This window comes from Collinsella sp. AF04-24 (assembly GCF_003465685.1).
Taxonomy (GTDB): Bacteria; Actinomycetota; Coriobacteriia; order Coriobacteriales; family Coriobacteriaceae; genus Collinsella; species Collinsella aerofaciens_AP.
Genome location: NZ_QSBK01000010.1, coordinates 26,481 through 51,700, shown reverse-complemented (window position 1 = coordinate 51,700; position 25,220 = coordinate 26,481). Strand labels below are relative to the sequence as shown.

The following is a 25,220-nucleotide window of genomic DNA, read 5'->3' as shown; positions in this document are numbered from 1 at the left end:
AAAGGGACAGTCCCTTTGTCGCATCTGTAAAACTAGGCGGACTTCTTCTTGCTGTCGGAGACCATCATGTAGACGGTGAGCACGACGGCGATGGCGGCGATCACAATGGCGCCGTAGAAGGACTGCTGGTAGGCGGCGCTGCCGGCCTCGGCGTGATACAGCACGGCGGTGATGGGCTGGCTGATCCAGGTGGAAGCGGCGTAGCCCAAAAACATGATGCCGTAGTTGACGCCGATGTTGCTGGTGCCAAAGGCGCCACCGGTGAGCGGCGGGTAGATGACGAGCAGGGCGCCAAAGCTAAAGCCGAGCAGGGCGAGCGCCGCGAAGAACATGCTCTGCGTAAAGCTCATCGACATGATGACGAGTGCGACGATGGTGACGACAAGGCTGATGAGCAGCGACTTGTAGGCGCCGAGTTTGTCGATGATCTGGCCAAAGGACAGACGGCCGACCAGGTTGGCGCAGGTGTTGACGGAGACCACCACACCGCCGAGGGCGACGGCCGCGGCGCTCGTGGGGTCGGCGAAGAGCTGGACGGCGGCGATAGAGGCAACCTTGCCCACGAGCAGGGTGCCCGCGGTGGCGGCAAAGGCGAAGGTGACGATGAGGACCCAGAAGCGCGGGGTCTTGACCATCTCGCCCGGGGTGAGGTCGCCGAAGGTGCCGGCATGTGCGCCGCCCTTGGGGGCCTCGAAGCCCTCGGGCAGCCAGCCGCCCTCGGGGGCCTTCAGGAACAGGGCGGAGGCGGCGATCGTCACAAAGAAGATGACGCCGAGTGCCTTGAGGGCACCAAAGATGCCGAGGCTCGGGATGAGCAGCGAGGCGAGCACCGGGGACAGCACGGCGGGACCGGCGGTCGAAGCGGCCAGGGTGATGCCGGAGGCTAGGCCCTTCTTGTCGATGAACCACTTTTGGCCCGTGGTGAGCGCGGGGTTGTAGCCCAGGCCGTTGCCGATGGCGGCGACGAGCGAGAACCACAGGTAGAACTGCCACGGCTCGGTGACGGTGCCGGACATGAACCAGCCCAGGCCGTAGCACACGGCTGCGGCGATCACGACGTTGCGGGGGCCGATCTTATCGGAGATGCGGCCAGCGAAGATGCCTGTCACGGCCATGATGGTCTGAAAGACCGGGAAAGCCCAGGTAAGAGCGCTGGACCACTCGGGGTAGACGGCGAGCAGGTTCTTGCTCACGACGGAATACAGCGCGATAGAGCTGATGAAGAACATGGTGACGCACGCGGCGGAAAGCACGACGGCGCGACCCTTGTTGGAGTTGGTGGAAGCCATTGGACTCTTTCTAATCGATGCGGGGGAGGGGCGGACGCGTCCGCGGGGCCTCCCTGTCAGGCTGGTTTACTGGTCGGTCGGCTTTGCGACGCCGGACTCGTCGGACCAAAGCTCGACACCCTTGTTCTTGAGATAGTTGTCGGCAAAGGCTCGGCGGCCGCCTGGCTTGGCGGTGAGGTCGCCCATCATATTGGAGAAACCGCCGTCGACCTTGATGGCGTCGCCGGTGGTAAAGTCCGAGCGCTTGGACGCCAGGAACATGACGGCGTTGGCGATATCGCTAACCTCGCCGATGCGACGTGTGGCGATAAGGCGGCTGCGGCTCTTTTCGACCTCGGGGTCAGCGTAAAAGCTCGCCGACATGGGGGTCTTGACAAAGCAGGGTTCGACGCAGTTGGAGCGCACGCCGTAGGGGCCCCACTCGGCGGCCAGCATCTTGGACATCATGTTGACGCCGGCCTTAGTGGAGCTGTACACGCCCGAGAACGTCTCGGGGGAGTGGCTAGCGACGGTCGAGATGTGCACCAGGCGGCCCTGGCCGGCCTTGATCATCTCGCGACCAAAGCGCTGCGAGGTGATGAAATAGCCGGTGAGGTTGACGTTGAGCACCTGCTCCCAGTCGCTCAGCGGCAGATCCTCCATGGCGGCGAAGCGCAGGATGCCGGCGGTGTTGACAAGGACGTCGACGCGGCCGAAGTTGGCGATGGTGGCATCGACGGCAGCCTGAACCTCGGTCTCGTCGGTGGCGTTCATCTTGTAGCCCTCGGCGTGGATGCCAAACTCGGCGGCGAGGTCGGCGGCTGCGGCCTTGACCTTTTCCTCGTCCAGATCGAGCAGGACGACGTTGGCGCCGTTGCGGGCGAACTCGCGGCAAATCTCGACGCCCATACCGCCGAGCGCGCCGGTCACGGCGCAGACATCGCCCTCGAGCTTAAGCCAGTTGCTCATAGGAACTTCCCTTCTTGTGCCTCCCTGTGAGCCGTTCCCATTAATCGGCCCACGTGGTTTTCGTCGGTTATCGTAGGCTCATTATTTACGCAGGTGAATTGCATATTTGTTAGAATGGCATGAACCATAGGTTTATACCGTTTGATGATATTTGCTCTACATTGGGCGTATGACCTGCAAAAACAACCCCCTGTGGTACTACGTGGCCGCAAGCGCGAAAACGGGAGATTGACGTGTACGATCGACGACTCGAGGCCATTTCGACCGCGGCGGAGCTGGGGAGCTTCTCGCGCGCCGCGACAAAACTGCGCATGTCGACCCCAGCGCTCGTCAAACAGGTGTCGGGATTCGAGGCCGAGTTTGGCATCACGTTGTTCGAGCGCTCGCATTCGGGCGTCAAGGTGACGCCGGCGGGTGCTCTGCTGGTGGACGATGCGCGCTCGATCATGCGCCAGTCCGAGGATGCATTGAGCCGCGCCCGACGCGCGGCGGGCGATGGCGGCGCCGTGCGACTGGGCGTGTCGATGATGTGCCCGGGGCGCCAGACGCTCGCGCTGTGGCCGCAGGTGCACGATATGGAACCGCGCTTGCGTTTTGAGATTGTGTCGGTGGGGGACCTCTATGACGAGCGCGAGAGCGTGATGAAGTCGCTTGGCCGTGAGGTCGATGTAGTCCAGTCGAGTTTTTCAACCCCGCGCTGGGGCGACGCCTGTCAAAAGCTCCGCATCGTCAACGTGCCGTTTTATATCGACGTGCCGCGCACGAGCCGGCTCGCGCGCAAAAAGCGCATCACGGTTGCCGACCTCGAGGGCATGCGCCTGCGCGTGCTTCGTCACGGCAACGACGCCATGGACAGTCTGCGTATCGATCTTTTGGCCGACGGCGGCGTGGACGTGATCGACGTGGACAGCTTTGACTTTGCGCTCTTTAACGATGCGGAAGAAAAGGGCGATGCGGTGCTCACCTGCGGATCGTGGTCGGGCGTGCACCCGGCCTTTGTGGGCGTGCCGTTTCTTTGTGGCCGCGAGGTGCCGGTCTTTTTGCACTATCCGTTCGAGCCAACCCTCCAAGTCCAAAAATTCGTCAACGCCATGGCCCAGCTTCTCACCTAGCTCATTTGGCGCGGGTAGTCTTTTTGGGACGGGGCTTTTTTAGCTACTTTCGCCGCCCTGCCTGCGCACCCTCAAAGTAGTTAAAAAGCCCCGTCCCAAAAAGACTAACAAAACGAGGCCCTGGCCAAACGGCCAGGGCCTCACTAACCTTTATTCCGTTTTAAACAACGGGCTGATTGCGCACAGGAGGGTGCCCCGGGGCGGCGGGGTATTTCCTCCGCGCGCAGTTTCGCAGCGAAGCGAGAATGTTTGAGCACGGAGGAATTACCCCGACGCCCCGGGGCACCCTCCGTCAGTAACCGTTCCTACTCCAGCTCAAACGCTCCCGTGTACAGCTGGTAGTAGTACCCGCGCTTGGCGATCAGCTCGTCGTGGTTGCCGCGCTCGATGATGCGACCGTGGTCCAGGCAGATGATCGCATCGGAGTTGCGCACGGTGGAGAGGCGGTGCGCGATGACAAACGTCGTGCGACCCTCCATGAGCTTGTCCATGCCTGCCTGCACGATGGCCTCGGTGCGGGTATCGATGCTCGATGTGGCCTCGTCCAGAATCATCGCCGGCGGATCGGCGACGGCGGCGCGCGCGATCGAAATCAGCTGGCGCTGGCCCTGCGACAGCTGGGCGCCGTTGCCGGTGAGCATGGTGCCATAGCCGTCGGGCAGGCGGGTGATAAAGTCGTCCGCGCCGGCGAGCTTGGCGGCCTTGATGCACTCCTCGTCGGTGGCATTCAGGTTACCGTAGCGGATGTTGTCCATCACGGTGCCGGTGAACAGGTTCACATCCTGCAGCACTACGCCCAGCGAACGGCGCAGGTCGGACTTGCGAATCTTGTTGACGTTGATGCCGTCGTAGCGAATCTTGCCGTCGGCGATGTCATAGAAGCGGTTGATGAGGTTGGTGATGGTCGTCTTGCCGGCACCGGTGGCGCCGACAAACGCGACCTTCTGGCCCGGCTTGGCAAATACGGACACGCCGTGCAGCACCTCGTGGTCGGGCGTGTAGCCAAAGTCGACGTTGTCCATGACCAGGTCGCCACGCAGCGGCACGTACTCAATCTCGCCGGTTGCGCGGTGCGGATGCTTCCACGCCCACATGCCGGTGTGGTGGTCGGCTTCCTCGAGCTCCCAGGTCTCGGGGTTCACCTGCGCGTTGACGAGCGTCACGTAGCCCTCGTCGGCCTCGGGCTCCTCGTCGATGAGCTCAAAGATGCGGTCGGCGCCGGCAAGGCCCATGACCACGGCGTTGATCTGCTGCGAGATCTGGCCGATCTGCCCGCAGAACTGCCTGGTCATGTTAAGGAACGGCACCACGACGGCAATGGACAGGCCCATGCCCGAGATGCTCAGGTTGGGCACGCCCAGCGCCAAGAAAATGCCGCCGGCCAGTGCGACCAGCACGTAGAGCAGGTTGCCCAGGTTCATAAGGATGGGCATGAGGATGTTGGCGTACATGTTGGCCTTCTGCGAGACTTCGAAGAGTTTCTCGTTGCGCTCATCGAAATCGGCCTCGGCGGCAGATTCGTGGCAGAACGCCTTGACGACTTTCTGGCCGTTCATAACCTCCTCGATGTGGCCCTCGACCACGCCGAGTTCGGTCTGCTGCGCGATAAAGAACCGCGCGGAGTTGGAGCCGAGGAGCTTGGTCATAAAGGTCATAAAGGTGACGCCTGCCACAATGACCAGGCACATCCACACGCTGTAGTACAGCATGATAAAGAACACCGAGCAGATGATGATGACCGTCAAAAGCAGGTTGGGCAGCGACTGGCTGATCATCTGGCGCAGCGTGTCGATATCGTTGGTGTAGTGGCTCATGATGTCGCCGCGCTGATGCGTGTCGAAGTAGCGGATCGGCAGGTCCTGCATACGGTTGAACATCATCTCGCGCAGCTTCTCGAGCGAGCCCTGCGTGATGATGGCCATGGCGCGGTTCCAGAAGAGCGAGGACAGGACGCCGACGCCGTAGATGCAGGCGAGCGTCGTGACGAGCTGTAGGATCTGCGGGCGCGCGGCTTCCCAATCACCCGACTGCCACGATTCGCTAATAATCTGCAGGGCACTTTGAAGGAACATCGGGCCGATGGCGTTGATGATGGCGCAGAGCACCACGCCGGCGGCAACGAGGGGCAAAAGCACGGGATAGAAGCCAAAGAGCGTCTTGATGAGGCGCGGCAGGGTGCCGCCCTTGCGGTTGAGCGCGCGCTCGGCGGTCGTTGCCTTACTCATGTGCCTCGCCTCCTTCCTGGGTCTGAGCTTGCGTTGCGGTCGTGTCGGTGTTGTCTGCCGCCGTGGTCGTATTGCCGGAAACGTCGCCGGCGTCCTCGCCCTCGGCAGACATCTTGTTTTGCGAGGTAAAGGTCTCGCGGTAGATCTCGCTCGTCTTGAGTAGCTCGTCATGGTTGCCGATCTGCGCGATACGGCCGCCCTCCATGACGATGATGCGGTCTGCATCCTGCACCGAGCTGATGCGCTGGGCAATGATGAGCTTGGTCGTGTTGGGCAGGTAGCTTGCCAGTCCTGCGCGAATCTTGGCGTCGGTCTTGGTGTCGACGGCGCTGGTGGAGTCGTCAAGAATCAAGATCCTGGGGCGACGCAGCAGAGCGCGGGCGATGCACAGGCGCTGCTTCTGGCCACCAGAGACGTTGGAACCGCCCTGCTCAATCCAGGTGTCGTAGCCCTTGGGGAAGCCGTCGACAAACTCGTCGGCGCAGGCCAGGTGCGCGGCCTCGCGGACCTCCTCGTCGGTGGCGTTCGGATCGCCCCAGCGCAGGTTCTCGGCGATCGTGCCGCTAAACAGCACGTTTTTCTGCAGCACCATGGCGACCTGGTGGCGCAGCGCGTCCAGGTCGTAATCGCGCACGTCCACGCCGCCCACGCGCACGGTGCCCTCGGTGGCGTCATATAGGCGGGCGATGAGGTTTACCAACGTGGACTTGGCCGAGCCGGTGCCGCCGATGATGCCGATCGTCTCGCCGCTCTTAATGTGCAGGTCGATGTCGTCGAGCGCCTGGCGCTTCGCATGCTCGGAATACTTAAAGCTCACGTGGTCGAAGTCGATGGAGCCGTCGGCCACCTCGTGCACGGGCTCGGCGGGATCGGTGATCGTGGGCTCGGCGGCCAGCACCTCGGTAATACGGTGCGCCGATTCGTCGGCCATGGTCACCATGACAAAGATCATCGACAGCTGCATCAGGCTCATCAGAATCTGGAAGCCGTAGGTAAAGGTCGAGGACAGCTGGCCCACGTCGAACAGCGTGCCTTGGCTCGTGATGATGAGCTTGGAGCCCAAGTAGATGATGACGACGAACGCGCCGTTGACGCAGATGTTCATCATGGGGTTGTTAAAGGCAAGGAGCTTCTCGGCGCGGGTGAAGTCCATCTGTACGTCGTGCGCAGCGGTCGCGAACTTTTCCTTCTCGTAGTCCTGGCGCACATAGCTCTTGACCACGCGCATGCCGGTGACGTTTTCCTCGACGGATTCGTTAAGGGCGTCGTACTTGTGGAACACGCGGGCAAAGATCGGACGTACCTTGTAGATAATAAAGAACAGGCCAAAGCCCAGCAGTGGAATCATGGCCAGGTAGACAAACGAGACGCTGCCGCCCATGGCGTAAGCCATGACGAAGGCGAAGACCAGCACCAGTGGCGAGCGCACGGCGATGCGGATGAGCATCATAAAGGCCTGCTGCACGTTGTTGATGTCGGTGGTGAGGCGGGTGACGAGCGAGGAGCTCGAGAACTCGTCGATGTTCGCAAAGCTGAACGTCTGGATCTTGTAGAACAGATCCTGACGCAGGTTTTTGGCAAAACCGCAGCTTGCGTGGCTACAGGTGACGCCGGCTGCCGCACCAAAGGCGAGCGATATCAACGCGATGAGCACGAGGACGCCCGAAGTGGGAAGTATCTCGGCCACGGTGGCGCCGTCTTTGATGGCGTCGATCAAGTTGGCAGTGATAAACGGGATCATCATCTCGCAGATTACCTCGCCGAGCACCAAAAGCGGCGTGGCGATCGTGACCTTCTTGTAATCGCGGATGCTGCCCATAAGGGTTTTAATCATCCAATCCCTCCCAGGTTTCGCGGATTTTATCGAGCATATCGGCGAGGTTCTTACGCTCATCGGGCGTGAGTGCACTAAATGCCTGCTCCCTAAAATGGATGCGGGCTGCCTGATCGATGCGGGCCTTTTTCCAGCCGATCTCGGTCAGGTGGATGGTGAGCTGTCGCCGATCCTTGGGATTGCGGCTGCGCTCGATAAGACCGTTGACCTCGAGTTTGGATAGGATTTCGGAAAGCGATCCCGGCTTAAGGTCAAAGTGCATGCCGAGCTCTTGCTGCGACATCTCGCCGCCGGGCTGTTTGGCGAGCAGGCAGATGATGGGTGCCTTGCCGGACACACCTCCACCGTGAAAGTGCAAGTGATGGCCGCAAAAGCCAAGGTTATTGAGGATGTGCTTGGCTAGCCGGTCGTCTTCGTTGAACGCCTCGGGTGCGTCTGCCGGCTCCGCCGGGTCGCCGCCGGGTTCGTGCGGGCGAAGGGTGATGGTTTCATCGCACATGGATTCGTGCTGCTCCTTTCTTTAGTTAGGTAGTGGGACTGTTTCGTACCTAACTAATTTAGGAGCGCAAGAAATAATTGTCAAGGTACCAAAGTAATTAGTTACGGCGTTTTCCCAAACGCCGTAACCGGCCGACGCTGCATTTTCGAAACCTTTCGGCAACAATGCGCTCTTCGCAGTGCTGGCGTTCGCCGGCAATCCTCCCTGCGCTACACTTAGTCGCACGGTGGCGCCGCCGCGCCATGCCCGACCCAAGGGGGACTCTCATGAAGAATACTCAGCTGCTGCTGATTAACGATATGTGCGGCTACGGCAAGGTCGCGCTTTCCGCCATGCTGCCGGTGCTGTCGCACATGGGTTACCGTATCCACAATCTGCCGACGGCACTTGTGTCCGATACGCTCAACTATCCCAAGTTCTACATCCACGACACCACGGAGTACGTGCGTCAGAGTCTTGCCATCTGGGAAGAGCTCGGCTTTGAGTTCGACGCCATCTCGACCGGCTTTATCGTGACTGAGGAAGAGACGCGCATCATCTCGGACTTTTGCCACCGCCGCGCGCAAAAGGGCACCAAGGTGTTCGTCGACCCCATCATGGGCGACAACGGCAAGCTCTATGCCGGTGTGCCCGAGTCCACGATTGGCCTTATGCGGCACCTGCTGGAGTGCGCAGACTACGCGGTGCCCAACTACACCGAGGCCTGTCTGCTCACCGATACGCCTATTGCAGAACAGATCACGCCCGATGAGGCCCGCGCCCTTGTGGACGCCGTGCGCGAGCTGGGTGCCAAGTCGGTGGTCATTACGAGCGCCGTGGTCAATGGCACGAACGCGGTTATCGGTTACGACCATGTGGCGGGGGAGTACTTCACGATCCCCTTCGAGCTGATCCCGGTGTACTTCCCGGGTACGGGCGATACGTTCTCGGCCGTGCTTATGGGTCGCGTGATGAGCGGTTGGACGCTTCAGCGCGCCACGGCCGATGCCATGCGCGTGGTGGCCGAGCTTATCGAGCGCAATGCTGCGCAGGAGGATAAGTCTGCCGGCCTGCCCATCGAGGCCTGCCTGGATGTGATTGACCATGAGTAATGCTGGCGAGGGCGGCGTCAAGCCTGTGGGCGAGAACGGGCCGCTCGGCGCGCCGCGTGGCAAGCGGCCGCGTATCCGCGTGAGCTGCGTGGACCAGCTGGGGACGTGCCGCTGCCACCACGGTCATAAGCCGGGCGACGTCTTTGACTTTGACCGAGACCGCGGCAAGATGTGCTCCATGGCCTGCCACGTGGGCTTTCCCTATATCGATATCCTGCGCTATGGCGGAACCGTGCCTGGCAACGAGCCCGGTACGGCGAAGTTTTGCTGCCCCGAGGTCGATACGCTGAATGTCTGGCTTGCCGAGATCGTCGACGAGTAGTTGAGCGTGGATTATCTCCCGCCGAGAAAATGAGCGTGGATTTTCTCCCGTTTTGGGCGCAATTTCGCACTCAAAGTGGGAGATAGTCCTCGCTCGATTTGTATGCGAGAATCCCGACCTCACTTATGCCCATGCTTAGGCGCACGCGTCGTTGTTCTGTGCGCGAGTAAGCTCAAATTTCTGCATTTCATCCGATTTCGATACTAAAAATCTCTGCATTTCATCGATAATAGTCGATATAAATATCTGCATTTCATTTATCGAGGCGATGGGAGAGCTTATGTTGCGCAGGAAAATCGCTGATGAGCTTGATTGTTGGCAGAGATCCATTGAACGAAAGGCGTTGTTCGTCACGGGTTCTCGCCAAATCGGTAAGAGCTACTCGATTCGCGAGTTCGGTAAGTCAAACTACGCAACCTATATCGAGCTCAATCTCGCGGAAAACCGCCAGGCAAAAGACGCCCTTCTCGGGGCGAGGGATGCTGATGACTTCATCAGCAGGGTGACGCTTCTCACGGGCAAGTCGATAGCGCCGGGCAAAACTCTTGTATTTATCGATGAGGTGCAGGAGGCGCCGGACATCATGACGATGGCCAAGTTCCTTGTCGAGGACGGCCGTTGTCGCTGGGCATTCTCGGGGTCCATGCTTGGGACCCAATTCAAGGGCGTCAGGTCTTATCCCGTGGGGTACGTCCATGAGCTCAGGATGTTCCCGCTGGATTTTGAGGAGTTCAGCTGGGCGATTGGGGTGAGCGAAGAGGCGCGAAGCTCGATTCGCAATGCGTGCCGCAACGAGACGCCGGTTCCTGGTTATATTCACGAAGCGATGATGGCGAACTTCAGGACCTATATCGTTGTCGGCGGTATGCCGGAAGTCGTGCAGCGATTCCTCGACACGCAGGGTGATTTGGCGTCCGTCCGCCAGCTCCAGTCTGAGTTGAACGGGCAATACCGTCGGGATATCTCAAAATACGCGAACGGACGCGCGCTCCAGGTGCAGAGCATTTTCGACCAACTGTCCGTCATGCTGGAGGGCGAGAACAAGCGTTTCGTGCTCAACTCCATAGATCCCAAGGCTCATTACGAGAAATACCAGCGAGATTTTGTCTGGCTTGTCGATGCCGGCGTCGCTCTCAAGACCGACATCGTGACCGAGCCCAAGTCCCCGCTGCTTAAGACGGCGCGGCCGTCGCAGTTCAAGCTGTATCAGTCCGATACCGGGATGCTGATGGCCCGTTATCCCATCGGGGTCGCCCAGGCGGCGTACCTCGACAGCAAGGAGCCCAACCTCGGCGGCGTGTACGAAAACGTGGTGGCTCAGCAGCTGGCTGCCCAAAATCGCCAGCTTTACTACTATCAGACAAAAAAGCGCGGTGAAGTGGACTTTGTGGTTGACGGACCGGATGGAACAGCTGTTCCGATCGAGGTTAAATCGGGCTCCTATTACCATGCGCACGCCGCACTCGGCCATGTGCTTGATACGGCCGAATATGGTGTAAGGCTCGGGATTGTTTTCTCGAGAGGCAACGTTGAACGCAGCGGAGCTGTTCTTTATTTGCCGCTATATGCGACCTGGGCCCTTTCGGATGTTTTGGGTGACTCCTGTGCCGAGGGGATAAAGCTGGAGGTCAAGCCGGTCTAGGGACAGTCCCCGACGCGACAAAGGGATAGTGCCTTTGTCGCATCCGCTATCCGAGATAATGAGCGTGGATTTTCTCCCGTCTAGAGCGCACTTGAATGCTCAAAGTGGGAGAAAATCCACGCTCGATCTGTATGCCGATGACGCGGCTCGCGAGGTTCGTGCCTCCGCGAACCTACAGCTGCTCGAGCATAGCGGCGCAACCGGCGAGCACGTCGCGGTAGGTGGCATCGAAATTGCCGGTATACCAGGGATCGGCCACGTCGCCGGGGCGATCGGTCCAGTCGAGCAAGCGCGTAATCCTGCCGTCGGGGTCGTCGCCAAAGATGCGACGCAGGCCGCGCACGTTCTCAGCATCCATATAGACAATGCGATCCCAGTCGCCATACTCCGCGCGACGCACCTGGCGCGCGCGGTGGGCGACGACGGGGATTCCGACCTCGCGTAGCTTGGCAACGGTACCGTGGTGCGGCGGGTTGCCGATCTCCTCGGTCGAGGTCGCTGCAGAATCGATGACAAACTCGCCCGCGCGCCCAGCGCGGCGCACCAGCTCGGTAAACACGGACTCAGCCATCGTCGAGCGGCAGATGTTCCCATGACAGATAAACAGTACGCGTTGCATAGGACGATACCTTTCATATAGAAGGCTGCTAAAGGGTCGAAGCCGGACGCATGCCAAGTTTTATTTCTTGGCCAGTTTGAAGTAACGCTCAAATATCAATTCGAAAACGTAATAGAACATCAATCGACTGTCGAGGTCCATGCTGCCCAAGCGGATTTCTTTTTGCACGGTGTAGATGGGGTAGTCGGCTAGTTTCGAGAGAGAATTTCGAGAAAAGCCGGTGAGCGTGACGACCTTGCATCCGCGCGTTTTGGCTATCGATGTGGCGTCAATAGACACCTGCGTCTCACCGCTGACTGAAACGCTGAAGACCAGGTCGTTTTTGCCAAGCAGTTCTGCGTAATGCCTCATGACGTGGCGTTCACTGAGCGTGTCGGTATTCTTGCCCATTATTTTGAGCTTTTCAGCCATTTCGAGGCACGGGTACTTCGAAAAACCCGAGCAGAAGAACACGATATGCGAGGCGTCCTGGATAAGACTCACAACCGAATCGATGACCCGGTCGTTAAGCAGATCTTTGGTCTGTACGAGCTGGGTATCAAGAGGAAGTGCCTCGATAGTGAATCGATTGCGGTCGAGCGAGGCGGAATACGATTGTTTGAGCTCCGTAAACCCCGAGAAGCCAAGCTTATGGGCAAGCCTGACGATTGTATTGGGAGCGACGAAGAACCGTTCAGCAACGCTCTTAAGCGTGACATCGTCAATATCATCACGCAGCTCGATGATGTAGCGCATGATCTCGCTTTCGAGATCGTTGAGCTTGCTCTCGCCAGCTCGCACATGATCATAAAAAGATTCTTGATCTTTCATAAGATGTTTCAGCCCCTCGCACCTCGCCGTATATATGGTACCGCTTTGTGTAGCCAGGTGAGAAATCGGTAATCGGTCAAGATTGCCTATTGCCTATGAACTGGGCAAACGCGCGTGTTTGCCTACACATATCTGTGTCGTGAGCGAAATCATGTGTCCCCGTTTCGCATTGGCCCACACGGGGACTCGCAAATGACCTTATGTCGCAAAATATCAATCGAAACGAAGCAAGCCGAGGACAACCGCGGAGCCCAAGGTCTTCGAGAACACCGATCAGCCAACCCTGGAGGGACGGAACATGAAGGATAAGCTCAATATTGTGATCGTTGGCGGCGGCTCCACGTGGTGCCCTGGCATTCTTAAAGCCCTGACCAAGCACATGGACATTCTGCCGCTGAACCGCGTGATGCTCTATGACATCGATGCCGAGCGTCAGCGTCCGATCGGCGAGTTTGGCAAGATCCTCTTTGCCGAGGAGGAGCCCGGTGTGGAGTTTGGTTACACCACCGATAAGGACGAGGCATACACCGACGTTGACTTTGTGCTCTGCCAGATTCGTACCGGCGGCTACGAGATGCGCAGCAAGGACGAGAAGATTCCGCTGCATATGGGAATCATCGGCCAGGAAACGGTGGGCCCTGGCGGCATGGCTTACGGTATGCGCTCCATGCATGACATGGTTGAGATCGTCAACGACGTTCGCGCTCATAGCCCGGAGGCGTGGATTATCAACTACACCAACCCGGCTGCTATTGTGGCATATGGTCTCGAGCGCGTCCTGCCCGATGAGCATCGCGTCCTCAACATCTGCGACCAGCCTGTCAACCTCATGCGCTCTTACGGTCGCCTGCTCGCTCGCGATATGAGCAAGACGGAGCCCGTGTACTTCGGCCTCAATCACTTCGGTTGGTTCAAGCACATCTACGATGAAGAGGGCCATGACCTCGTCCCGCAGATTAAGGAATACACGGAGAAGAACGGCTTCCTTCCTGCCGATGCCGAGCAGCGTGACCAGTCCTGGCTTGATACCTACGCCATGGTCAAGGACATGCTCGAGGACTTCCCCGACTATCTGCCCAACACTTATCTGCAGTACTATCTGTATCCCGAGTACAAGGTCGCTCACCTCGACCCCGACTACACTCGCTCCGACGAGGTTATCAACGGTCGTGAAAAGCGCGTGTTCGCCGAGTGCGAGCGTGTTGCCAAAGTCGGCACCGCAAAGAACTCCTCGGTTGTGCAAAACGACGCTCATGGCGATATGATCGTGGAAATCACCTCGGCCATTTATCGCAACACCAACAAGACCTTCATTGTCATCGTGCCCAACAACGGCATTATCGAGGGCATGCCCGATGACGCCATGGTCGAGGTCGCGGCAAGCGTGGGCGCCAATGGCCCGCAGCCCTATGCTGTTGGCAAGATCGGTACCTTCTATCGCGGCCTTATGGAGAACCAGTACGCCTATGAGCGCCTGACTGTTGAGGCTTGGATGGAGGGTTCCTACGAGAAGGCTCTGCAGGCACTCACGCTTAATCGTCTGGTCGGTGACGCAAAGAAGGCTCGCAAAGTGCTCGACAAGCTCATCGAGGCCAATAAGGATTACTGGCCGGAGCTTAAGTAGCTAGTTCCATAGCGCTTGATAACTGTTATGGGGCGTGTGGGTTGTAGAACTGCACGCCCCGTTTCTTTAAGAGGGGTATCCCATGAACAAAGATGAGCTGCTGGCAAAGTTCCAGCGTCTGGGCAAAGTCCTCATGACGCCTGTCCTGATCCTGCCAATCGCCGGCATCCTTCAGGGCTTTGGCAATGCCTTTACCAGCCCCACCCTTACGGCAGCTGTTCCCTGGCTTGCTGCTCCGGGCTTTGCGATCTTCTTTTCGATTCTCAAGGCCGCTGCCAGCATCGTTATGAACAACATCCCGGTTATCTTCTCGATTTGTCTCGCCTATGGCTTCGCCAAGTCCGAGAAGGCTACCGCGGCGCTTTGTGGCTTTTTGGGCTACATGTGCATGAACTCCGTGATGGGCACGTTCCTTACGGCGACTGGTGTCATCGATCCCGCGAATCTTACGACGGGCCAGAGCACGATCCTCGGTATCACCACGCTCGACACTGGCGTTATCGGTGGTCTTCTGGTGGGCGCAATCGTCGCATGGTTGCATAACCGTTACTACAAGATTGAGCTGCCTGCCGTGTTCTCCATTTTCAACGGCACGCGCTTTATCCCGGCGGTGACGCTGCTCTCATGCAGCATCCTCGCATTGGTCATGTCCTTTGTTTTCCCGTTTATTCAGAACGCTCTCGGTGCGCTGTCCGAGTTCATCAAGACTACGGGTGCCTTTGGTGCATTTGTCTACGGCGCCGGCGAGCGCATGCTCCTGCCTTTTGGCCTGCATCACTTTGTCTATTTGCCGTTCTTCTTCACGTCGCTCGGTGGCGTCGAGACCATCGACGGCCAGACTGTTCAGGGCGCTATCAATATCTACAACGCGATCCTGGGCTCTCCCAGCACGCCGTTTAACATCGAGGTCAGCCGTTTTGTCATGAACGGCAAGGTTATCTTCGCCATGTTCGGCCTGCCTGGCGCTGCGCTCGCCTTCTACAAGACGGCGCTTCCCAAGAATAAGAAGAAGACCGCAGCGCTCATGATTGCCATCGTGGTGCCTTGCATCCTCTCCGGCATTACCGAGCCGCTCGAGTACTCCTTCCTGTTTATCGCGCCCATCCTCTACGTGTTCCACGCTCTCATGGCTGGTCTTGCCTATGCGCTGACCTATATCCTGCAGTTCAACGTGGCTGGCTCCGCGTCCTTCGGCGGCCCGCTCTTGTCGTTGATCTTTAACGGCATTATGGGTGCAGCCAAGGGCTCCAACTGGCAGGTTATCCTGTTCCTCGGCCCCATCTACTTCGTGGTGTACTACTTCGTCTTCAAGTTCATCATTCTTAAGAAGGACCTTAAGACTCCCGGCCGCGAGGAAGAGTCCGACGATGAGGCCGAAAAGGCTCCCAAGCCCGTGATTAGCGACCTCATTCCCGCCATCGTTGAGGCAGTGGGCGGCGACAACAATATTAAGTCTGTCGAGGCCTGCTTCACCCGTCTGCGCATCCAGCTCAATGACTGTGACAAGGTGGTTGATGACGCCGAGTTTACCGAAAAGCTCGAAGCGCGTGGCATCGTGCATGTCAACGGCGGCGTGCAGATTGTCTACGGCAACATGGCATCTAACTACGCAACCCAGATGCGCGAGCTGCTGGGTATGGAGTAAACGACTCGCATATCTATAAAATCCAGTATAAAAGGCGGCGGCAGACAATGCGTCTGCCGCCGCCTTTGAGGTGCCCCGCGCACATTTCGTGTACTTCGGATACACGAAAACTGGAAAATCGTGCATTCGAAGTACATGAGATCGAACCACAGCTAAAGGGGCTGGCTTAGCCTGTCGTCAGGTAAGCGTCGCGACTGGAACGATAGACGTTTTAGAGGGAACCTCGCTCTACGCCCTTGCCCGCCTGCGCTCCCAACGTGCCAGCTTAATCGTCACCAGCGTGAGCGCCCAGGCCACAAGCGAGAACGCGGCACCAACCGCGCCAACGTAGGCAATGCCAACGCTGCTTACCACGGCGCCGCCCACTGCGGTGCCAAACGAGATGCCGACGTTAAACGCCATGGGCTCAACCGAACTTGCGAGTACCATCGACTTGGGATGGCGGCTGCGTGCCACGTCCATAAAGTGCGTGATGCACGACACCGAGAACAGGTACATGAGCAACGCCAAGCTAAAGACAAAGACCAGCGCGAGCGGCATGGTGCCGCCCACGGCAAACAGCCCGAGTAACGCCGCAGCCTGCAGTACAAACGTCACAAGCAGTGCCTTCATGCCAAAACGCGCGTCGATCCATCCGCCCAAGATGTTCGAGACCAGGCAGAACACGCCGTAGGCCATAAGCGTGGTGCTCGCCTGAACGGTTCCCATACCCAGCACCTGCTCAAGATAAGGCGTCACGTAGCCGTAGAACACATAGACCGAGCCTACGCCAAACAAAAAGATGAGCATGCCGGTGATGATGCTCGGCTCGCGCAGCAGACCCGCCTGCTCGCGAAAGGTGGCAGGCTCATCGGTTTGCCCAGCGCGCGGCATAAACGCCACGAGCGCTCCGCAGATCAGAACGGCAAAGGTCAGCGTGCCGTACATGGCCACGTGCCAGTCGAGCGTGTCGGCCACGAACTTGCCGATCGAGGTCACAAAGACCATTGCCACGGAAAACGCACCATATACCACCGAGATGGCAAGTGAGGTTTGCTGTGGGGACAGCAGCTCGGGGATGTACGTCACACCCACGGCGAGCAGTGCGCCCGAGACGGAGCCCAGGACAATGCGCGAGATAAACAGCACCTGGAAGTTGGGCGCCAACGCCATGACCAGGTTGCCGAGCACAAAAACGATGCTGTAGCACACGAGCAGCTGGTAGCGGCGGAATCGCCCCGTGCTGAGCGCGAGCACCGGCGTGGCGATAGCGTAGACGAGCGCGAACACGCTGATGAGCTGGCCCGCAGTGGCAAGTGATACGCCGAGTTCCGTTGCCAAGTCGCTTTCGATGCCGATGACCACGAACTCCGAGCAGCCGAGCGAGAAGCCCAACAGCACGAGCAGCGCCAGGCAGAGCTTGGTGCGCGCGGGGGAGAGCGCGGCGGCGGTTGACTTACTTTTAGGCGTGGTTGCGGCGGTCAAGGTTGTCACTCCAATGTCGCATGAATAAGCGGGATTCAATCCCTGCAACTCTAACAGAATGTGTCAGGTGCCTGCCCCCTTTGTCGCAGGCTGCGCTTGCCTGTATAGTCGCAATACAGGCGAAGATGGTCTCAGGTACATCGCGGGCGACAGGAGATCCCATGGGTATGCACACGACAAAGGTTGCAGTGGGCGAGGGCAAGTTTGCGCTCGAGGCCCAGTTGACGGTGACGCCGCGCGGCATGGTGGTGTACGCCTGCTCGCCGGAGTACGCGCATCTGGGCGCCACGGCGCAGGCCATTCCGCGCCCTGAGCCCGGTCGCACGGCGACCGTGAGCATCCTGGCCGTTCCGTGCCATCGAGATGAGATCCCGGCGCACGATATCGCGGCGGCGCTGGCCACGCGCTTTGGCGTGCCGGTAGTTGCAAGCACGGGCTTTCATGTGGAGCATGCGACTGCGGACGATCTGCAGCGCGTGCTCGCTACCACCAAGGAGCTCATCGCCGCGCTCGAGGAGGCCGCCGCGCGCATCCTGCGCGCCGGCTGGGATGAGGGCGGTGCAGGCGCCGAGGTCGTGGCGGTCGATGCCGCGACCGGCGAGGCGCTTGGCCCTGTCGATCGCATCGAGGCACATGCCGGCGAGGGCATCCTGCATCAGGCATTTCTGACGCTTCTGGTCGAGGGCCAGGGCGAGGACGCGCGCCTGCTGCTCTGCCGCCGCAGTCCGCTCAAGCGCCTGTGGGGCGGGGTGCTGGCCGATAGCTGCGCCGGCCATCCGCTCCCCGGGGAAGACGTCGCGGCCGCCACGGCGCGTCGCATCAACGAAGAGCTTGGCATTGCGCGCGAGCCCGACCAGCTCAAGCACCTCGGTCACGTGGTGTATCGCGAGGATCACGGCGACGGCCGCTGCGAGTGCGAATGGTGCGAGGTGTTCGCAGCCCATGTTGAGCCGGGCGAGCTGCATATCAACCAAGAGGAGATCTCGGAGGTGCGTCGCGTGGCCCCGTCCGAGCTCAAAGGCTACCTGCAGGGTCACCCCGAGCAGCTGGCCCCCTGGCTCCGCGAGGCACTCAGCGACCCATCCATCCGTACGGCCCTCGCTATGTAACAAAGGTACAGTCCCTTTGCCATATCCAAACCGTCACAACATTCGATGAAAATCTCGAAATCGAGGAAAAGCGTCGAAGATTGTGACGGTTTTTGCCCAGAGGATCGCTTCTCATCCAAAAATCCCGCTTGACTGTATTGCCACAACACAGCGCAACGTAAGGGGCGTCCGATAACGGGCGCCCCTTTTTAAGCGGCAACGTGGTTGCGAATCCGGAGCGCCCCCAACAAGAAAGGTGGGGAGATGGAAGCGGAAAAGAAGGCGTTTAAGATCACCAAGCGCGAAATTGGCTTTGTGCTGGGTATCGTTGTCTTTTTGCTGGTGAAGTTTCTTCCTTTGGCGGAGCTGAGCTCGACGGTCGAGCTCACGGTCGGCGGTCAGACCTGTCTGGCACTGACGCTCGCCACGGTGGTGTTCTGGGCATGCGGTGTGGCGCAGCCGGGCTTTGTGGGCCTGCTCTATTGCGCGCTGCTCGTTCTATTCAAGGTGTGCGTGGACGACACGGGCGCCGCGAGCATCTCGGCGACGGTCGCCTCCACGTTTAGCTCGTGGACCAAAGCCACCATGTGGCTCGTCATTGGTGCCTACCTCATCGCCAGCGCGGTCAAGGAGTCGGGCCTGGGCGAGCGCATCGCCTATGCGTTTATGCTCAAGTTCGTGCGCGACGCCAAGTCGCTCATCATCTCGATCTTCGCGCTCACCTTTGTGCTGTCGCTGCTGATCCCGCATCCGTTCCCCCGCGCCTTCCTCATTCTCGCCGTCGTCTCGGTCATCGCTGAGTCCGCCGGCTACGGTGACGACGACCGCGGCAAGCTCGGCTTCCTCGTGTTTGCCGCTGCCGCCCCGGGCTCCATGTTCTTCCTGACGGGCGACTCCACGCTCAACCCGCTCGTTGCGCAGTACAGCGCCGAGGCCGGCGGCATGAGCCCGTCGTTCGTCGATTGGTTCCTGTACATGAGCGTGCCTATGCTGGTCGCGCTACTGTGCACCCTGTTCCTGGGCCTCTTCCTCTTTAAGCCCAGCAGGGAGCTCGTCTACGATCGCGAGCAGATCGTGGCCAAGCAGGCCGCGCTCGGCAAGCTCTCCGTCAAGGAGATCCGCACCATCGTGTGGCTTGTCATCGCCATCGCGCTGTGGCTCACCGTCTCGGGCGATTACATCGGCTGGGTGACGCTTGCCATCGGCGTCTGCCTCGCCATGCCCATCATCGGCGAGGTTCTCACGCCTGCCAGCTGGAATGCTGTCGACATCAAGTCCCTCATGTTCCTGACGGCCGCCATGGCCGTGGGTTCCGTGGGCGGTGCCACCGGCATGAACGCCTGGATCGCCGATGTCGTGCTTCCCAGCTCCGTGCCCGAGAACATCTTCCTGTTCGCCCTGCTCGTCGCCGCGCTCTCCATGATCATCCACATGTTCATGGGCTCGGTCATGGCCGTGCTCGGTGTGTGCGTGCCGGCGTTCATCAGCTTCGCGGCCGGCTCCAGCGTAAGCCCGCTTGCCGTGGCGCTCATCGTCTTCACGTCCATCAACATCCACTACATCCTGCCGTTCCACAACCTGCCGATCCTTATCGGCGAGGGCAAGGACGCCGGCGGCTACACCTCCAAAGAGGCCATGCGCATGGGTATTCCCCTCACCGCGGTCGTCTTTATCGTCGTGCTGGTCGAGGCCGCCTGGTTCCACCTCTTTGGCCTGATGTAAGCAGTCGAGTGCTTGGCTGTAATTAGCCGAGTGCTTGAACTGCGAGTGCTCGAGCGCCCCATCTATGAGCGCTGCGGCCCCATTACGTTACCAAGCCCGGCGGCATCCTCGCCGCCGGGCACTCTCCCGAAAGGAGCATGCTATGTCCACTACCGATGCTTCCCAGATCCACGACCTGCGCTCCGCGCTCGACTTTTTGCGCGAGATGCCGGGCCAGCTGCTCGAGACCGACACTCAGGTCGACCCGGACGCCGAGGTCTCGGGCGTCTACCGTCACGTCGGCGCCGGCGGCACCGTTATGCGCCCGACCAAAGAGGGTCCGGCGATGGTCTTCAACAACGTCAAGGGCTTTGACGATGCCAAGGTCTGCATCGGCATGCTTGCCAGCCGCAAGCGCGTTGCCGCTCTGCTCGACCTGGACGAGGAGCACCTGGGCCTCGAGATCGGCAAGCGCTTCGAGAACCTGATCGCGCCCGAGCAGATCGCCGAGGGTGCGCACGTCGACTGCCAAGAGGTCGTGTACAAGGCGACCGACGAGGGCTTTGACCTGCGCAAGATCGTTCCCGCTCCTACCAACACGCCCGTCGACGGCGGCCCCTACATCACCATGGGCCTCGCCTACGGCACGAGCCCCGACGGCTCCCAGTCCGACGTGACCATCCACCGTTTCTCCTGCGTCGACAAGGACAAGCTCGCCATGTGGATTACCCCCGGCAGCCGTCACCTGGGCGCGTTCTTTGACGAGTACTGCCAGCGTGGCGAGGATATGCCCATCTCCATCTCCATCGGTCTGGACCCCGCCGTGTACATGTGCTGCGGCTTCGAGGCTCCCACCACGCCGCTCGGCTTCAACGAGCTGCAGATCGCCGGTGCCCTGCGCGGCCACGCCGTCGAGCTTGCCGACTGCGTCACCGTTCCGCAGAAGTGCATTGCCAATGCCGAGTACGTGCTCGAGGGCTACCTCATGCACGACGAGACCATCAACGAGGACGTCAACGGCCACGGCTACGCCATGCCCGAGTTCCCCGGCTACACCGGCGGCGCCAAGGTCTGCCCGGTGATCAAGATCACCGCCGTCACCACGCGCGTCAATCCCATCATGGAGAGCTGCATCGGTCCTTCGCACGAGCACGTTTCCATGGCGGGCATCCCCACCGAGGCTTCCATCTACAAGATGGTCGAGACCGCTATCCCGGGCCGCCTGCTCAACGTTCACGCCGCCCCCTGCGGCGGCGGCAAGTTCGTTGCCATCATGCAGTTCAAGAAGTCGAGCAAAAATGACGAGGGCCGTCAGCGCAACGCCGCCATGCTCGCCTTCTCGGCATTCTCCGAGCTCAAGCATGTGATCCTGGTTGACGAAGACGTTGACATCTTCGACATGAGCGACGTGATGTGGGCCATGACCACGCGCTTCCAGGCCGACGTGGACCTCATCACCATCCCCGGTTGCCACTGCCACGTGCTCGATCCGTCCAACGACCCCGCGTTCGATCCTTCGATCCGCGAGCACGGCATCGCCTGCAAGGCCATCTTCGACTGCACGGTTCCGTTCAACCTTAAGAAGAACTTCATCCGCTCGCAGTTCATGGAGATCGACCAGGACAAGTGGGCCGCCGAGCTTGCTTTCTAGTACGTAGCCCTACCGAGTAACTAAGTAAGGAGCTGTCATGCCTGAGTCTTCTGTCCGTCCCCGTCGCATTGTCGTTGGCGTGTCTGGCGCCAGCGGTGCCGCGCTGGGCCTTGAGTGCCTCAAATGTCTGCGTCAGGCCGGTGCCGAGTCGGCGCTTGTCGTCACGCGCGGGGGAGAGATCACCATCGAGCAGGAGCTCGGCATGACGCTTGACGAGTATGCCACGCATGCCGATGTGGTCTACGACAACAAGAATATCGGCGCCGCCATCGCAAGCGGCACCTATCCGGTCGATGGCATGATCGTGGCACCCTGCTCCATGAAGACGCTCGCCGGCATTGCGAGCGGCTACAGCGAAAACCTGTTGTTGCGCGCGGCCGACGTGCAGATGAAAGAGCAGCGCCGCCTGGTGCTCATGGTGCGCGAGACGCCCTTCAGCGCCATTCATGTCGACAACATGGCGCGCCTTGCACGCGTACCGGGCGTCATGCTCATGCCGCCCATGCTCACGTTTTACAACGGCCCCGCCACGCTCGATGACGCGGTGCACCACATCGCCGCCAAGGCGCTCGAGGCCGTCGGCGTGTCATGCGCAAACTATAAGCGCTGGTCATAGGCGTCTTTAGGGTAGGATACGAGTAGTGTTTGAGCCCGCTGCCCCTGTGGGCGGCGGGCTTTGTGCGCTAAAAGGATGTGTCAGGAGGACTTATGCAGACGGGCATGTATGCGATTAGCGAGATGGCGAGCTTGTTTAATGTTTCGCGCCAAACGCTCATCTACTACGACAAGATCGGCCTGTTTAAGCCCGCCGTGGTCAACGAAAAAGGCTACCGCTTCTATTCGCCCACGCAGATCCCGCTCATGCGTCTGATTTGCATGCTGCGCGACCTGGGGCTCGAACTCGACGAGATCGACCGCCTAACCTCGACGTTCGACATTGGCGAGATGACCGATCACCTGCGCTCGCGGGTGCAGGCGCTCGATGAGCAGATTGCCGGGCTCAAAGCCGAGCGCGCGAGTGTGCAGGAACGCCTGAGCTTTTACGACGAGGCAGTCTACTGGCGCGAGCGCGAGGGCAGTCCGGAACTCAAGCAATTCGAGCGTCGCTACGTGGTCTTTGAGGAGTTTCCGGGCGATATCGAGCGCGGCCGCTCGATGCTGCACCCTACGCTCATGCGGGCAATCCTGCGCATGCGTACGTTGACGGGCACGCGTCCCATGCGCGGCTGGGGCGCCATGCTGCGTCGCGAGGCGCTGCATTCCGACGACCCCGTCGCCGGCGCCGGCTCCTTTGCCGTGCTACCGCGCGGTGTCGAGGAGCTGCTGCCGAGCGATCCCGCCGAGCTGGCAGAGATCGGCATCGAAGTGCTGCCCGAGGGCACATACCTGTGCATGAGCCGCTGGGGCATGCCGTACGAGCCCGAAGGCATCCGCGCCATCGTGGCCTGCATGGACGAGCACGCGCTCCAGCCCGTTGGCAACGCCTTCGACTTTTGCTACCTCGATACCACGAGCTACGACGAGTCCCACCAAGAGGACTTCTGCTGCATCCAAATCCCCGTCGCCCTCCAGATGTGACAAGGGGACTGCTCCTTCGTCGCATTCGTGGTGTGGCTGCTGCCCAAACCGTCACAACATTCGATGAAAATCTCGAAAACGAGGAAAAGCGTCGAATGTTGTGACGCTTTTCCTGTCTGTGCCGGCGAGCTCCAGCGCCGTCTGGGGGTATAAGGCTGGCAAGTGTTTATTTGCGAGGCCAAGGGGGCGCCCCGTATGGATATCGATAACTTTGAATGGTGGTATAGCGAGGGCGAGGCTCCGGACGAAGAGTGGGACGAGCCCGCGCCGTGTGACGTGTCGAGCGACGAGGACGAGACCGGCAACGATGCCGGTGTCGAGCCTGAAGCCGCCTCCGATGCCGCCGAACCCCTAACCTTTGAACAGGCTTGGGCCCAGGCCGAGGCCGACGAGGCGAAGGCCGATGCCACGGCCACGCTCGGCGAGCCGGCTGATATGTCGATCTCGCCGGCAAAGACCCCACAGCCGCGCCATACCATCGACCCCGGCAGCACGGCATCCTTCAGCATACTCGACGTGCCCGCGCAGGGTGCCCAGGCGCCCGCCCCCACCCATCGCCCCAACCTGGCTCGCGAGGAAGACGCGGGCCGTCGCTCTCCGCTCGGCCCCATTCTCATCGCCTTTATGGCCGGCGTCATCGCTTGCTCGGCGATCGGCAGCATCTGGGGTCATGTCGAGCAGCAGCGCCAAGACGCCGCCAAGGTCGAGATGTCTGTCGAGCAATCGCTCAGCCGCACGCGCTCGGTGCATGTATCGGTCGAGGTCAAGGACGGCGCGACGTGGGACACCGCGCGCGGCGACAGCCAGATGCTCGTCCATATCGTGGGTCGCACGCTCAAGGGGCAAGCGATCGACGAGTACCAATACGTCAATTCCGAAGGTGACGGCATCGAGCTCAAGCCCGGCGACTACGAGCTCACGGTCGATGAGCCGCCCGTCGCCACCGACGGCACGCGTTACCGTGCCTCAAAGCGCATGGTTCCGGTGAGTTTTAATTCACAGGCGCCCGATACGGTCGATAGCACGCCGCAGGGCGGGTTTGACCTTTACGCTATTGCTCAATAACTGCACCTGTCGCTCAACCCCGCCGCCAAGAGTGGGACAATAGCCCTCGACACCGTTGTTTACTATTGGAGGAAGTAGCATGTCCACCGTCACTACCATCAAGCGCGGCGGCCTCATCGCGGCCATCGATTCCATGGGCGCCCAGCTCACGAGCCTTGCCCTCAACGGCAACGAGTATCTGTGGCAGGGCGACCCGGCCTTTTGGGGCAAGCATGCGCCTATCCTGTTCCCCATCGTGGGATCGCTGCGCAACAACATGGCGACATCTGCGGCCGGCACCTGCGAGATGCCGCGCCACGGACTCGCTCGCATCGTCGAGCACAAGTTGGTCGAGGTTTCGGAGGACGGCTCCTCGGTAACGTACGAGATCACTGACACGCCCGAGTCGCTCAAGGCGTTCCCGTTCCACTTTAAGCTCAACATGACCTATGCCCTGACCGGCGACGCCACGCTCACGCAGGCCTTTGCCGTCACCAACACCGGCGACGTGGCCCTGCCGTTCTCGGTGGGCGGTCATCCTGCATTCAACGTGCCCGCCCCCGGTGCCGAAGACGAGGCGTTCGAGGATTACGAGCTGGCGTTTACCGAGGCTTGGACCAACGAGGCTCCCATCATCACGCCCGATGGCCTCATGACGTTCGAGGGCAGCTACAAGGCCCCCGATAACTCGGACGTGCTGCCCATCACGCACCGCAGCTTCGATAACGACGCCATCATGTTCACCGATACCCCGGGCTCTACGCTCACGCTGCGCGGTCGCAAGTCGGGCCACGGCGTCAAGATCGACTTTGAGGGCTTTAAGTACATCGGCGTGTGGTCTGCCGCCAACGACGCTCCGTTTGTGGCGCTCGAGCCCTGGACCGGCCACACCACCATGGACACCGAGGACGACATCTTTGAGCACAAGGTCAACACCATCACGCTGGCGCCGGGCGAGACGGACGTCCGCAGCTTTAGCGTCACCTTGCTCTAGAGGTTCCGCCGTTCTGACGAACGGTGGACCGGTCGACGCT

The 25,220-nt window shown here is 60.3% G+C and carries 21 protein-coding genes; 13 read left to right on the top strand and 8 right to left on the bottom strand.

What is annotated here, in order from left to right:
- Positions 1-32: 32 nt before the first annotated feature.
- Positions 33-1,289, bottom strand: coding sequence for an MFS transporter (locus DWV32_RS05410; protein WP_117757489.1), 1,257 nt, complete (start codon positions 1,287-1,289; stop codon positions 33-35).
- 66 nt (positions 1,290-1,355) lie between these two features.
- Positions 1,356-2,237, bottom strand: coding sequence for an SDR family NAD(P)-dependent oxidoreductase (locus tag DWV32_RS05405; RefSeq protein ID WP_117757488.1), 882 nt, complete (start codon positions 2,235-2,237; stop codon positions 1,356-1,358).
- Positions 2,238-2,470: 233 nt separating this feature from the next.
- On the opposite strand from DWV32_RS05405, the gene DWV32_RS05400 reads away from it, so the two are divergent.
- Entirely contained in the window at positions 2,471-3,349 is an 879-nt protein-coding gene (locus DWV32_RS05400) for a LysR family transcriptional regulator (RefSeq protein ID WP_117757487.1), read from the top strand.
- A gap of 305 nt (positions 3,350-3,654) precedes the next feature.
- Here the strand turns inward: DWV32_RS05400 and DWV32_RS05395 are convergent, their stop codons facing one another.
- Genes DWV32_RS05395 through DWV32_RS05385 form a run of 3 tightly spaced genes read right to left on the bottom strand, consistent with a single transcriptional unit; the run spans position 3,655 to position 7,907 of the window.
- Positions 3,655-5,574, bottom strand: a complete 1,920-nt coding sequence (locus tag DWV32_RS05395; RefSeq protein ID WP_117757486.1) for an ABC transporter ATP-binding protein — start codon at positions 5,572-5,574, stop codon at positions 3,655-3,657.
- Positions 5,567-7,408, bottom strand: a complete 1,842-nt coding sequence (locus DWV32_RS05390) for an ABC transporter ATP-binding protein (RefSeq protein WP_117757485.1) — start codon at positions 7,406-7,408, stop codon at positions 5,567-5,569. The genes DWV32_RS05395 and DWV32_RS05390 overlap by 8 nt, the downstream gene beginning before the upstream one ends.
- Positions 7,401-7,907 (bottom strand): MarR family winged helix-turn-helix transcriptional regulator, encoded by a 507-nt coding sequence (locus DWV32_RS05385; RefSeq protein ID WP_117757484.1) that lies wholly within the window; start codon positions 7,905-7,907, stop codon positions 7,401-7,403. Before DWV32_RS05385 ends, DWV32_RS05390 begins: the two co-directional genes overlap by 8 nt.
- 266 nt (positions 7,908-8,173) lie before the next feature.
- Here DWV32_RS05385 and DWV32_RS05380 point away from each other — a divergent pair, with 266 nt between their 5' ends.
- The 3 genes from DWV32_RS05380 to DWV32_RS05370 all read left to right on the top strand — a co-directional run bounded on the left by DWV32_RS05380 (position 8,174) and on the right by DWV32_RS05370 (position 10,962).
- Complete coding sequence (locus tag DWV32_RS05380) at positions 8,174-8,998, top strand: PfkB family carbohydrate kinase (RefSeq protein WP_117564361.1); 825 nt, start codon at positions 8,174-8,176, stop codon at positions 8,996-8,998.
- Entirely contained in the window at positions 8,991-9,320 is a 330-nt protein-coding gene (locus tag DWV32_RS05375; protein ID WP_117757483.1) for a TIGR04076 family protein, read from the top strand. The genes DWV32_RS05380 and DWV32_RS05375 overlap by 8 nt, the downstream gene beginning before the upstream one ends.
- Positions 9,321-9,600: 280 nt before the next feature.
- Positions 9,601-10,962 carry an ATP-binding protein gene (locus tag DWV32_RS05370; RefSeq protein ID WP_117757482.1) on the top strand — a complete coding sequence of 454 codons (1,362 nt, stop codon included), beginning with the start codon at positions 9,601-9,603 and terminating at the stop codon, positions 10,960-10,962.
- Positions 10,963-11,134: 172 nt separating this feature from the next.
- Here the strand turns inward: DWV32_RS05370 and DWV32_RS05365 are convergent, their stop codons facing one another.
- Together DWV32_RS05365 and DWV32_RS05360 are read right to left on the bottom strand one after the other, a co-directional pair.
- Positions 11,135-11,581: a low molecular weight protein-tyrosine-phosphatase gene (locus DWV32_RS05365; RefSeq protein ID WP_117757481.1), complete on the bottom strand. Its 447-nt coding sequence runs from the start codon at positions 11,579-11,581 to the stop codon at positions 11,135-11,137.
- Positions 11,582-11,641: 60 nt separating this feature from the next.
- Positions 11,642-12,391 (bottom strand): MurR/RpiR family transcriptional regulator, encoded by a 750-nt coding sequence (locus tag DWV32_RS05360; protein WP_117757480.1) that lies wholly within the window; start codon positions 12,389-12,391, stop codon positions 11,642-11,644.
- A 298-nt stretch (positions 12,392-12,689) separates the two neighbouring features.
- Between DWV32_RS05360 and DWV32_RS05355 the strand changes: the two genes are divergently transcribed.
- Together DWV32_RS05355 and DWV32_RS05350 are read left to right on the top strand one after the other, a co-directional pair.
- Entirely contained in the window at positions 12,690-14,015 is a 1,326-nt protein-coding gene (locus DWV32_RS05355) for a 6-phospho-alpha-glucosidase (RefSeq protein WP_117757479.1), read from the top strand.
- A gap of 82 nt (positions 14,016-14,097) precedes the next feature.
- Positions 14,098-15,660: a PTS transporter subunit EIIC gene (locus DWV32_RS05350; RefSeq protein ID WP_117757478.1), complete on the top strand. Its 1,563-nt coding sequence runs from the start codon at positions 14,098-14,100 to the stop codon at positions 15,658-15,660.
- Positions 15,661-15,888: 228 nt separating this feature from the next.
- On the opposite strand, the gene DWV32_RS05345 is transcribed toward DWV32_RS05350, so the two are convergent.
- Positions 15,889-17,133, bottom strand: a complete 1,245-nt coding sequence (locus DWV32_RS05345; protein WP_233540415.1) for an MFS transporter — start codon at positions 17,131-17,133, stop codon at positions 15,889-15,891.
- A 152-nt stretch (positions 17,134-17,285) separates the two neighbouring features.
- Between DWV32_RS05345 and idi the strand changes: the two genes are divergently transcribed.
- From idi to DWV32_RS05310, 7 genes are all read left to right on the top strand, one after another.
- A complete protein-coding gene (gene idi / locus DWV32_RS05340) occupies positions 17,286-18,233 on the top strand; it encodes an isopentenyl-diphosphate Delta-isomerase (protein ID WP_158566082.1) in 948 nt (315 codons plus the stop codon).
- A 243-nt stretch (positions 18,234-18,476) separates the two neighbouring features.
- A complete protein-coding gene (locus DWV32_RS05335) occupies positions 18,477-19,934 on the top strand; it encodes an SLC13 family permease (RefSeq protein ID WP_199576992.1) in 1,458 nt (485 codons plus the stop codon).
- 142 nt (positions 19,935-20,076) lie between these two features.
- A complete protein-coding gene (locus tag DWV32_RS05330) occupies positions 20,077-21,564 on the top strand; it encodes a UbiD family decarboxylase (RefSeq protein ID WP_117757477.1) in 1,488 nt (495 codons plus the stop codon).
- Positions 21,565-21,601: 37 nt separating this feature from the next.
- Complete coding sequence (locus tag DWV32_RS05325) at positions 21,602-22,180, top strand: UbiX family flavin prenyltransferase (protein WP_117757476.1); 579 nt, start codon at positions 21,602-21,604, stop codon at positions 22,178-22,180.
- 92 nt (positions 22,181-22,272) lie between these two features.
- The gene (locus DWV32_RS05320; protein WP_117757475.1) at positions 22,273-23,142 is read left to right on the top strand and encodes a MerR family transcriptional regulator; all 870 of its coding nucleotides are present in this window, start codon (positions 22,273-22,275) and stop codon (positions 23,140-23,142) included.
- Between the two features lie 195 nt (positions 23,143-23,337).
- The gene (locus DWV32_RS05315; protein ID WP_117757474.1) at positions 23,338-24,207 is read left to right on the top strand and encodes a hypothetical protein; all 870 of its coding nucleotides are present in this window, start codon (positions 23,338-23,340) and stop codon (positions 24,205-24,207) included.
- A 79-nt stretch (positions 24,208-24,286) separates the two neighbouring features.
- Entirely contained in the window at positions 24,287-25,180 is an 894-nt protein-coding gene (locus tag DWV32_RS05310) for an aldose 1-epimerase family protein (RefSeq protein WP_117757473.1), read from the top strand.
- Positions 25,181-25,220 lie beyond the last annotated feature (40 nt).